We start from the raw sequence: 10540 nt of genomic DNA, 5'->3' as shown, positions 1-10540 counted from the left end.
AACCTCCAACAACTCCTCACCGGCAACGACACCTGGACCGTCTGAACCAGACAGACCCAGCCGCGAGACGCCGCGCCGCGCTCAGCAGTAGCGCCAGCTGCCGGTGCCGCCCCAGGTGCAGGTGTCCGCCAGCGCCCCGGTCGAGGTGCGCAGATAGGCCGTGTCGCCGGTGTTGTTCCAGATGTAGTTGCCGCTGCCCCAGTAACGGGTGGCGGCATTGTTCGTGCCGCGGCCGGTGCGGACGGTCAGGTACTGCCCGGCGCCGATCCGCGTTGTCGGGAAGCGGTAGACGTGGTTCTGCTTGTCCCGCAGCGTCCAGCCGGTCACGACCTTCGCCACGGTGCTGGTGTTCTTGAGCTGCACGTACTCCGCGTTCAGGCTGACATTGCTCCGGTTGTCGGTGCCGGGTGAGTTGTAGTAGGCGCGGTAGAGAATCACTCCACCGGCGGCCTCGGCCGGAACGGCGGCGAGCAGACCGGCGAGCATCGCCGTTACCGCGGACACCACGGCAAGAACTGTCTTTCGCATTTCTTTTGCCTCCGTGATCTCGGATGTCTACGAAGGTCGGCGTCGAGCGACGGGTCGTTACAGGACATTCCGGACCACGACCGTCCCGGAGGGACGGAACGTCACTTGCTGACGTTACGCGGTGGAGGCGCTACCGAGCGGACACGAACGATGAGGTTGCGGAACCGGCGGGCGGGCGCGCCGGTGTCGAGGATCAACACCGTGGGGGTGTCCCGGGGCGGCACCGCGGGCGTCTCGCTCATCGCGGACTCCTTTCGCCGGGAAAGCGGGAGAACCTCCAGCATGTGACCGACACCTCGAGCCTCGGTCGACCTCGAGCGGAGTCCTCGACTTCAGGCCGACTCGACCGATCTTTCAGCGGCGGTGAGGAAACTCACATACAGGTGCTCGCCAACCCAGAGGAGGCGACAACCATGACGGAGCTCAGCATCTGGACCGCTCGGCGGTCTGTCACGATCGCCGCACCGCCGCGACGGGTGTACCAGCTGGTCGCGGACATCGATCGATGGCCCGCGCTGTTCGGCGCGGTGCGCGCGGTGGAGCACCTGGGGGTCGACGCGACCGGTGAACGGCTTCGGCTCTGGGGCACTGTCGGCGGCCGGACGGGCAGCTGGCTGTCCTCGCGGGCGGCCAACCCCAAGCGGCTGCAGGTGCGGTTCCGCCACGAGAGCGTGCTGCCCCCGCTCGTCTCGCTCGGCGGGCTCTGGCTCGTCGTGCCCAAGGGCGGCGGCTCCCACGTCGAGCTCGCCCACTACTTCCGCGTCGTCGACGACAGCCCGGCCGAGGCGAGCCGGCTCGAGCAGGTCATCGCCGCGACCAGCGGCACGCTGCTCGCCTCCCTGCGTGAGGCCGCCGAGGGCCGGTGGCTGCCGCTGGCCCAACCGGTGGAGGTGATGCCGGCATGACCGGGCTGTCGTTCGCGAGCCACACCGACGTCCCCGTCGGCTCCGCGGACGTGCTGCCCAGGCTCGCCGCCACCCGCTGGCCGGACCGCGTCGCGGTGCGAGCGGGAGACCGGACTGTCACCTTCGCCGAGCTGGACCGGGACATCTCCCGGATCGCGTTCGGGCTGCGCCAGCTGATCGGCGGCGACGGGCTGCCGGTCGCCGTGTCCACCGGGCTCGGCCTCGGCCTCCCCGCGGCGTTCTACGCGGTTCTGCGCAGCGGGAACCTCGTGACCCCGGTGAACCCGAGGATGCCGGCCGAGACCTTCGCCCAGGTGCTGGACCAGACCGGTGTCCGGGCCGCGGTCCTCGGCCGGGTCGCCTACGAGCGGGTCCGGCGCGTGCTCGGCCGAACCCGTCTCGACCAGGTGGTGCTGTTCGACGGGCCTGGCGAGACCGGGCGCCCGACCTGCGCCGACCTGGCCGAGCGCGGGCTGCTCGCGGTGGAGCCCCGGGACCGCGAGGAGACCGCCCCGGCCATCGTGTCCGTCTGCGGCCGCTCCGGTCGCAGCCACCACCAGCTGAAGGCCGCGGCCGTGACCGCCGCGGCCCGCCTGGGGGAGAGGGCCCTCGTGCTCAACGCCGCCCCGTCCTACCCCCTCGACGACCTCGGCGCCGGCATCGCCGCCGGCGCTACCCAGGTGCTCTGGGGCAACCCGGACCCCGCCGCCGCCCGGCGGGAGGCACTCCGCCTCGGTGCGACCCTGGTCGGGGCGCACCTCGGGGTGGACGAGCAGGAAAGCAGGGCATCGTGATCACCACCTCGACCGTCTACCCGTGCTCGGCCCGTGACGCGATGACCCACTGGCCGACCGGCGTCGCCGTGGTCACCACCGCCGACCGGGACGGCTGGTGGTGGGGCTTCACGGCGAGCGCGGTCAGCGAGGTGTCCGCCCGGCCTCCGTTGGTCTCGGTCTGCGTCGACCGGGACGCGCACTGCCGGTCGGTGTTCACCGCCGCGGACGCCTACGCCGTGCACGTGCTGCGCGCCGGGCAGGAGGAGCTGGCCGACCGGTTCACCCGCGACTCGGCCAACGATTTCGAGGGCCTCCCGGTGAGTTGGGGGTTCGAGGACGTGCCGCTGCTGGACGACGTCGCGGTGCGGCTGGAATGTCGGTCGGTGCGCTCGATGCCGGCCGGTGACCACGTGATCCTGCTGGGTGAGGTGGTCCGGGCCAGGACCGGACCGCACGAGCCGCTGGTCTACCTGGAGCAGGGTTTCCGCCGGCTCGCCCGACCGGACACGCTCCCGCGCGCCAGCTGAGCCGTCGGCACGGGACGAAGCGTCCGTTTGTCGGAAAAGCGCAGATCCCGTGGACGCGGAGGGGTGGCGACACTTACGATCACGCGATCCACGGGTGTCCCCACAGCCGCAGCGGAGCGTGCTCATGACCAACCAGACCCCCGCCTCCAACCACATCACGCTCTGTGCGGCGTTCCAGGACCGCGTGCGTCGAACCCCCCACGCGGTCGCACTTCGAACCCCGGGCGGGGGGGTCGAGGTCACCTGGCGGCAGTGGGACCAGCGGGTGCGCGCCATCGCCGCGGGGCTGGCCGCACTCGGCGTCGGCCGGGGGGACACCGTCGGGCTGATGCTCACCAACCGGCCCGAGTTCCACCTCGCCGACGCCGCCGCACTGCACCTGGGCGCGACACCGTTCTCGATCTACAACACCTCGGCCCCCGATCAGATCTCCTACCTGTTCGGCAACGCGGGGAACGCGGTCGTGTTCTGCGACGAGCGGTTCCTGCCCCGGCTGCGGGAGGTCGCCGGCACCGTCGAGCACATCGTGTGCGTCGACGGGGAGGCCGAGGGCGCCATGTCGCTGACCGAGCTGGAGTCGCGGGGCGACTCGGGGTTCGACTTCGAGGCGGCCTGGCGGGCCGTCGAACCGTCCGACCTGGCCACGATCATCTACACCTCGGGCACGACCGGGCCGCCCAAGGGCGTCGAGCTGACCCACGCCAACGTGATCGCCGAGGCCGACGCGATGCGTGTGCTGTTCCAGATCGACCCGGGGGACCGGGTCGTGTCCTACCTGCCGGCGGCGCACATCGCCGACCGGGTCACCGCGCAGTACTCGGCGATCATGTTCGGCATCCAGGTCACCTGCGTCGCCGACCTCACCAAGCTCGTCGAGGGGCTCACCGACGCCCGGCCGCACTCGTTCTTCGCCGTGCCCAGGGTGTGGCAGAAGTTCAAGGCCGCCATCGACACCGGGCTCGCCGCCGAACAGAGCGGGGCCAAGCGGAAGATCGCCGACTGGGCGATCCGCACCGGCATCAGGGCGGCCAGGCTTGAGCTCGCCGGCCGGTCCATGCCGCCGGCGCTGGCCGTCCAGCACCGGCTGGCCGACAAGCTCGTGCTCGGAAAGCTGCGCGAGAAGCTCGGCCTCGACCAGGCCCGCGGCCCTGCCTCCGGGGCGTCGGCGATCTCCCCGGAGATCCTCGAGTTCTTCTGGGGGCTGGGCATCCGCATCTACGAGGTGTGGGGCATGTCCGAGACCGGCGGTGCCACCACCGCGAACGCCCCCGGGCAGACCAGGCTCGGCACGGTCGGGCGAGCGGTGCTGAACATGGAGGTGAGGATCGCCGAGGACGGCGAGCTGCTCACCCGCGGCCCGACGGTCACCCGGGGCTACCGCAACGATCCCGAGCGCACCGCGGAGCTGTTCGACGCCGACGGCTGGCTACACACCGGTGACATCGCCACGGTCGACGCCGACGGGTACGTCACGATCGTCGACCGCAAGAAAGAGCTGATCATCACCTCGCACGGCAAGAACATGTCGCCGTCGAACATCGAGAACGCGATCAAGGCGGCGACCTCGCTGGTCGGGCAGGTAGTGGCGATCGGAGACAACCGGCCCTACGTGGCAGCGCTCGCCGTCCTCGACCCGGACGCGGCGGCCGGCTTCGCCGCCACCCACGGCATCAGCGCGTCCTCGCCGGCGGAGCTCGCCGCGCACCCGGACATCCGGGCCGCCGTGCTGGCCGGGGTGCAGGAGGGCAACGAGAAGCTCGCCCGGGTCGAGCAGCTCAAGCGGGTACGGATCATCCCCACCACCTGGGACCCGGGCGGCGATGAGCTCACCCCGACGATGAAGCTGCGCCGCAGGCCCATCGCGGAGAAGTACCGCCACGAGATCGAGTCGCTGTTCGAGCCGGACCCCACCGACGACGTCCTACGCCTTTAGGGCACGTCCGCGACTCAGCGCCAGGGCAGGCCGTCCGGGAGGTCGGCCGGCACCGAGCCCCGCCAGTGCGGGGCTCGGTGCTGTAGGAACGCCAGGATGCCCTCGACGGCGTCCGGGCTGGTGAACGCGCCCGCGATCAGCCTGGAGTCCAGGCGGCGCACCGGGAACGGCGAGTCCAGCGGCGCCATCCGGTAGAGCAGCTGGCGGATCACCGCGACCGACACCGGAGCCGTGTTCGCGATCAGCTCCCGGGCCAGCTCGTGGGCGCGGTCGAGAACCCGGTCCGGCTCGTGCAGCGAGTGGACCAGGCCCGCACCGAGGGCCTCCTCGGCGTCGAACACGCGGCCGCTCACCATCCAGTCCAGCGCGCGGCCGAGCCCGACCAGCCGCGGCAGGAACCAGGTCGACGCGCCCTCGGGGTACAGGCCGCGCCGCGAGAACACGAAGCCGAACCGCGAGTCGGTCGAGGCCAGCCGGTAGTCGGCGGGGAGCACGATCGTCGAGCCGGCACCGACCGCCGCCCCGCGCATGGCCGCGATCACCGGCTTGTTCATCGCGAAGATCCGCATCGAGCAGCGACCGGCCGGCTCGTCCCAGGCGGCCGGGTCGGCGCCGTCCAGGTCGAGGCCCCCGGCGGACAGGTCGGCGCCGACGCAGAAGTCCCGGCCGGCGCCGGTGAGCACCACCACCCGCACGTCGGGGTCGGCGTCGGCCCGCTCCAGGGCGTGCGCGAGCTCGTCGGACATCCGCACGGTGTAGCCGTTGCGCGCCTCCGGGCGGTCGAGGGTGACCGTCGCGACGCGGTCGGCGACGGCGTAGCCGATCTGCTCGTAGTCGAGGGTGGGATCCACGACAGGCAACGCTATGACGGGCGCAACGCGGTGGCCAGCATGTCCCGGCAGGCCGCGCGCAGGTCGGCCTCATCCATCGGGTTCCCGCCGACCCCGGCGAGCTGGTGGTAGACGACCCCGTCGAAACAGGCGAGCAGCGCGTGAGCCCGTCGGCGGGGCTCGGGGGTGCCGGCGGCGGTCAGCAGGGTCTCGGCCATGAGCCGGAAGCGGGACCCGTACTCGGCCATCTTCGCGCGCAGCTCCGGCCGCCGGGTCGACTCCAGCGACAGCTCGTAGCGGGCCAGCGTGCGGTCCCTGCCCTCGCCGAGCCAACGCAGCGCCAGGGCGGTCACCAGCTCGGTGAGCTCGTCCAGGCCGACCGTTCCGCCGAGGGTGGGCAGCTCGCCGACGTCCGTCATGTCCAGCTCGGCCATCCTGGCCAGCACGGCCAGGATCAGCGCCTCGCGGGTCCGGAAGTAGTAGGAGGTCGAGCCCTCGGCGAGGCCGGCCGCGCGGTCGACGGCGCGATGGGTGAACCCGCGCATGCCACCCGCGGCCAACGCTCGGATGGCCGCGTCGGCGATGTGATCCCGGCGATTGTCTGCCATGACGGCACTCTACGGGTGTAGAGTCACTACAGCTGTAGAGGAGGAGTTCATGGCGATGCGCAGTGCGGTGGTGGTGGGTGGCGGGATCGGCGGGCTTGCCACGGCGGCCGGCCTGGTCCGAGCCGGGTGGGACGTGCGGGTGCTCGAGCAGGCCCCGGAGCTGTCCGCGGTGGGAGCGGGAATCTCCCTGTGGCCCAACGCCTTCCGCGCCCTCGAGGTGATCGGTGCCGCCGACCGGCTGTCGGCGGAGCGGCTGCCGGAACCCGGCGGCGTGCGGGACTGGCGCGGCCGGTGGCTGGCTCGGCTGGCCGGCGACGCCGCGGTGGGGGACACCTCCGCCAACGCGGTGGTCGCCCATCGCGCCGAGCTGTTGGACGCCCTGCTCGCCGGTGTCCCGGACGCGTGCCGGATGACGGGCACGCGGGTGCGAGGCGTGCGGCGGGACGGGACACACCCGGTGGTGGAGTACACGACCGAGGGCGGCGAGCCCGGGGAGCTGGCGGCCGAGCTCGTGGTCGGCGCGGACGGGGTGCGCAGTGCGGTCCGCACGTCGGTGTTCGCGGAGGCCGCCCCGCCCCGGTACGCCCGGCGAACCGCCTGGCGGCTGGTGCTGCCGATGCCCTGCCCGGTCAGCGGCGAGTCGTGGGGTCCCGGTTCGGTGTTCGGCATGTTCCCGATGCAGGGAGAGCGGATCTACTGCTACGCCACCGCGACCGTCCCCGCCGGCGGCCGCTCCGCCGACGGCGAGCTGGCCGAGCTCCGGCGGCGCTTCGCCGGGTGGCACGACCCGATCCCGGCACTGCTGGCGGCGGCGACGCCGGAGGCGGTCCTGCGCAACGACCTCTACGAGCTGCCCCCGCTGCGGACCTACGTCCGGGACGGGGTCGCGCTGGTCGGCGACGCCGCCCACGCGATGACGCCCCACCTCGGCCAGGGCGGGTGCCAGGCGCTCGAGGATGCCGCGACGCTGGTTCGCCTGGTCGGCGCCACGGGCGACCTCGAGGCGGCACTGCGCCGCTACGACGCCCTGCGCCGGCCACGCACGCAGGCGCTGGCCCGCAGGTCGCACCTGGTGGGCGAGGTGGTCCAGGCGCACTCGCCCCTCGCGGCGGCGGCCAGGAACCTGGTGGTGCGGCTGACGCCCCGCTCGATGTTCGTGCGGTCCCTGCGTGGCGTGTTCGACTGGCAGCCCCCTGCTGACACGGACCAGACCGACCGTGTGATCAGCTAGGAGCGTGTGGGAGGACCTGTTCGGCCGCATCGACCCGCCGGACACCATGGTGCTCGTCGCGGCGGGCATCGCCCTGGCCATCGTCGCGCTCTCGATGACCTGGCGGCTGTCCCGGCACGTGATCACGATCGTGCACGAGGCCGGGCACGCGCTGGTCGCGGTCCTGGCCGGGCGGCGGCTGGCCAGCATCCGGCTGCACTCCGACACCTCGGGTCTGACGGTCACCAAGGGCAAGCCCTACGGCCCGGGGATGGTCCTCACCGGGTTCGCCGGCTACGTCGCGCCCTCGCTGCTCGGGCTGGGCTTCGCCGCCCTGCTCGGCGCCGAGCGGGTGACCGCGCTGCTCGTGGCCTGCGTGGTGCTGCTGCTCGGCGTGCTGGTCATGGTGCGCAACATCTACGGCGTGTTCTCGGTCCTGGTGACCGGCGCGGTGCTGGTCGGTGTCGCGTGGTGGGCCAAGGGCGAGGTGCAGGCCGCCTTCGCCCACGTGATCACCTGGTTCCTGCTGCTCGGCGGCGTCCGCTCGGTGGCCGAGCTGCAGGGCAAGCGCCGCCGCGGCCGGGCCAGGGACTCCGACGCCGACCAGCTAGCGGAGATCACCGGCGCGCCCGGCCTGTTCTGGGTGGGCAGCTTCATGCTGATCGACCTCGGGTGCCTGGTGCTCGCGACGGCGTGGTTGCTGGCGTGAGGCAGACTGGGGCCATGCCGGTCCTTGACGCCGAGACCCCTGCCGTCGCCGATGCCGTCGCCGCGTGTGCCGCCGCCGCGAAGAAGGCCGCGCCGGCCCTGGCGGCCGCCCCGGACCACGCCGTCGACGGGGCGCTGGCCGCGATGGCGACCCGCCTGACCGACAGCAGCGCCACGGTTCTCGAGGCCAACGAGGCCGACGTGGCGGCGGCGCGCGAGGCCGGGATGAGCACGGGGCTGCTCGACCGGCTGCGCATCACCGAGGACCGGCTCGCCACGATGGCCGAGGCGCTGCGCCTGCTGGCCGACGCGCCGCACCCGGTTCGCTCGGTCGAGCTCGGGGAGCTGCCGGGGGGATTGCGCCTGATCGAGCGGCGCCGCCCGGTCGGCGTCATCGGCGCGAACTACGAGGCGCGTCCGAACGTGACGGTCGACGTGGCCTCGCAGCTGGTGAAGTCGCGCAACGCCGGCGTCCTGCGCACCGGGTCCGCCGCCCTGCGCTCGGCGACCGAGCTGCTGCGGTCGGTCATCGCCCCAGCTCTGTCCGATGTAGACATCGATCCGGACGCGGTCCAGCTGGTGCCCAGCGCCGACCGCGCCGCGGCCGGCGCGCTGGTCACCCTGCCGGACGCGGTGCCGCTGGTGATCCTGCGCGGCAGCGGGGACAGCACCAGGGAACTGAGCCGGCTCGCCGCGCAGCACGGCGTGCGCACCCTGGCCCATGCCGACGGCGGCGGCGTGCTGTTCGTCGACGTCGCCGCCGATCTCGACCTCGCCGTCGACATCGTCCGGCGCAGCCTCGACCGGCTCGGCGTGTGCAACCGGCTCAACCTGCTGCTGTTGCACCAGGACTGCTACGAGCGCGTGCTGCCGGCCGTCCTCGGTGTGCTGTCGGACCTGGGGGTCGAGGCCTCCCTGCCGCCCCACAGCCACGCGGTCGGCTACGAGTGGGCCCTGGACGACGAGCGCGAGGCCACCGTCACCGTGCTTCCCGTCCGCGACGCCGCCGACGCGGCCAGGGTGGCGAACGAGGAGACCTCGGGGCTGGCGGCGGCCATCGTCACGGCGAACGAGGCGACGGCCGAGGCGTTCATGGCCGCCTACGCCGGCACCGGCGTCTTCTGGAACGCCCCGACCCGCCTGCTCGACGGCTTCCGGATGCTGGGCGTCCCCGAGACCGGCATCAACATCGACAAGGTCCCCGGCCCCCGCGGCCCGGTCACCTACCCCGACCTCTGCCTGCGCCAGTACGCGGTCCTGCCCGGCTGATCCGGGCACCTGGGCTCAGGAGGAGCGGGGCGGGCCGAGGGACTCGCGGTGGACGAGGGTGGCCTCGGCGTCCTCGACGCGGGGGTTCGGGTGCTGGGGGTCGAGGGCGAGTGCGATCGCCCGGGCGCCGATCTCGACCAACGGGAGGCGGACCGTCGTGAGGGCCGGTGTCACGTCGCGGGCGATGGGCATGTCGTCGAAGCCGACGACCGACACGTCACCCGGCACGGACAGGCCGCGCTCCCGCAGGACGGCCAGGGCGCCGATCGCCATCGAGTCGTTGAGGGCGGCGATCGCCGTCAGCCTGGGCTCGGCGTCGAGTAGGGCGGCGGTCGCCGCGGCGCCACCGTCCCGGTCGAACTCGGCGTACTCGATCCGGCGGGCCGGCAGCGTGCGGCGGTACTCCCGCGCCGCCCGGCGCAGGCCGGCGAGGCGGTCGGTCGTGGTGGTGAGCTGCTTGGGGGCGGCCACGACACCGACATGGCGGTGGCCGGCGGCGAAGATCTCCCTGCCGATCAGGTAGGCGCCGTGCTCGTTGGCGGGCATGACCGCGTCCCCGGCGACCTTGTGCCGGCCCACCACCGACACCCGCCCGCCGGTCGCCATGTACGCGCTCAGCTTCGCGTTGAGCGCCTTGGTGAACGCCGGGTCGTGGTAGCCCGAGCCGGCCAGGATGATGGCCTCGACCTGCTGGGCGCGGAGCAGCTCGACGTACTCGAGCTCGCGCTCCGGGTCGCGGTAGGAGTTGCAGATGATCACCAGCCGGCCCTGCTCGCCGGCCACCCGCTGGAGGCCCCGGGTGATCTCGGCGAAGTACGGGTCGGACACGTCGTGCACGATCACCCCGACCGTGGTCCGGTGCGAGCGGGCGAGCAGCTGCGCGTGCGCGTTCGGCACGTACTGCAACTCCTGCACCGCCCGCAGCACCCGCTCGCGCAGCTCCTCGGACACGATCTTGGGACTGCCGTTCACGATCCGTGAGACCGTCGCCGCGGACACCCCTGCGCGCCGTGCGACATCGGCGAGCGTGGCCACCTCGCACCTCTCTTCGAACGTTGACGGACGGCCCCCGCGGCCCTAGCGTCAGGCTACAAGGAAAGCCTTTTCCTCGCGCCTGGAGGCGTCATGCCGGCACGGCTCGCGGTTGTCCAGCTGCCCAGCGTCCACCTGTCCAGAGTGTCCACCGCGGTCGCCCGCCACCACAAGATTGCCACGGGTCCCCGATGAGTGATCCACTGCCCGGCGG

The 10540-nt window shown here is 72.8% G+C and carries 12 protein-coding genes; 7 read left to right on the top strand and 5 right to left on the bottom strand.

Going from position 1 to position 10540, the window contains the following annotated elements; all coding sequences use genetic code 11:
* Positions 1 to 81 precede the first annotated feature (81 nt).
* Both BU204_RS11540 and BU204_RS40015 read right to left on the bottom strand, forming a co-directional pair.
* Positions 82 to 528: a lamin tail domain-containing protein gene (locus tag BU204_RS11540; RefSeq protein WP_075125599.1), complete on the bottom strand. Its 447-nt coding sequence runs from the start codon at positions 526 to 528 to the stop codon at positions 82 to 84.
* A gap of 101 nt (positions 529 to 629) precedes the next feature.
* Positions 630 to 770: a hypothetical protein gene (locus BU204_RS40015; protein WP_158073443.1), complete on the bottom strand. Its 141-nt coding sequence runs from the start codon at positions 768 to 770 to the stop codon at positions 630 to 632.
* Positions 771 to 941: 171 nt separating this feature from the next.
* On the opposite strand from BU204_RS40015, the gene BU204_RS40010 reads away from it, so the two are divergent.
* From BU204_RS40010 to BU204_RS11520, 4 genes are all read left to right on the top strand, one after another.
* Positions 942 to 1433 carry an aromatase/cyclase gene (locus tag BU204_RS40010; protein WP_075125598.1) on the top strand — a complete coding sequence of 164 codons (492 nt, stop codon included), beginning with the start codon at positions 942 to 944 and terminating at the stop codon, positions 1431 to 1433.
* Positions 1430 to 2227, top strand: coding sequence for a class I adenylate-forming enzyme family protein (locus BU204_RS11530; protein ID WP_075125597.1), 798 nt, complete (start codon positions 1430 to 1432; stop codon positions 2225 to 2227). Before BU204_RS40010 ends, BU204_RS11530 begins: the two co-directional genes overlap by 4 nt.
* Positions 2224 to 2736, top strand: a complete 513-nt coding sequence (locus BU204_RS11525) for a flavin reductase family protein (RefSeq protein ID WP_083661216.1) — start codon at positions 2224 to 2226, stop codon at positions 2734 to 2736. Before BU204_RS11530 ends, BU204_RS11525 begins: the two co-directional genes overlap by 4 nt.
* 124 nt (positions 2737 to 2860) lie before the next feature.
* The gene (locus BU204_RS11520; protein ID WP_075125596.1) at positions 2861 to 4669 is read left to right on the top strand and encodes an AMP-dependent synthetase/ligase; all 1809 of its coding nucleotides are present in this window, start codon (positions 2861 to 2863) and stop codon (positions 4667 to 4669) included.
* Between the two features lie 14 nt (positions 4670 to 4683).
* Here BU204_RS11520 and BU204_RS11515 read toward each other — a convergent pair whose 3' ends face one another.
* Positions 4684 to 5520, bottom strand: coding sequence for an enoyl-CoA hydratase-related protein (locus tag BU204_RS11515; RefSeq protein ID WP_075125595.1), 837 nt, complete (start codon positions 5518 to 5520; stop codon positions 4684 to 4686).
* An 11-nt stretch (positions 5521 to 5531) separates the two neighbouring features.
* Positions 5532 to 6107 carry a TetR/AcrR family transcriptional regulator gene (locus BU204_RS11510; protein WP_075125594.1) on the bottom strand — a complete coding sequence of 192 codons (576 nt, stop codon included), beginning with the start codon at positions 6105 to 6107 and terminating at the stop codon, positions 5532 to 5534.
* A gap of 49 nt (positions 6108 to 6156) precedes the next feature.
* On the opposite strand from BU204_RS11510, the gene BU204_RS11505 reads away from it, so the two are divergent.
* From BU204_RS11505 to BU204_RS11495, 3 genes are read left to right on the top strand one after another with little or no spacing between them, the layout of a single operon-like run.
* On the top strand, positions 6157 to 7338 hold the full coding sequence (locus tag BU204_RS11505) for an FAD-dependent monooxygenase (RefSeq protein WP_075125593.1): 1182 nt from the start codon (positions 6157 to 6159) through the stop codon (positions 7336 to 7338).
* A gap of 4 nt (positions 7339 to 7342) precedes the next feature.
* The gene (locus tag BU204_RS11500) at positions 7343 to 8026 is read left to right on the top strand and encodes a M50 family metallopeptidase (protein ID WP_075125592.1); all 684 of its coding nucleotides are present in this window, start codon (positions 7343 to 7345) and stop codon (positions 8024 to 8026) included.
* A gap of 14 nt (positions 8027 to 8040) precedes the next feature.
* Positions 8041 to 9294 carry an aldehyde dehydrogenase family protein gene (locus BU204_RS11495; RefSeq protein ID WP_075125591.1) on the top strand — a complete coding sequence of 418 codons (1254 nt, stop codon included), beginning with the start codon at positions 8041 to 8043 and terminating at the stop codon, positions 9292 to 9294.
* Between the two features lie 15 nt (positions 9295 to 9309).
* Here BU204_RS11495 and BU204_RS11490 read toward each other — a convergent pair whose 3' ends face one another.
* Entirely contained in the window at positions 9310 to 10329 is a 1020-nt protein-coding gene (locus BU204_RS11490; RefSeq protein WP_075125590.1) for a LacI family DNA-binding transcriptional regulator, read from the bottom strand.
* Between the last annotated feature and the right edge of the window lie 211 nt (positions 10330 to 10540).

The organism is Actinophytocola xanthii (assembly GCF_001921205.1).
GTDB classification, from domain to species: Bacteria; Actinomycetota; Actinomycetes; order Mycobacteriales; family Pseudonocardiaceae; genus Actinophytocola; species Actinophytocola xanthii.
Note: the sequence above shows the minus strand (reverse complement) of the source record. Positions and strands in the feature narration are given on the sequence as shown.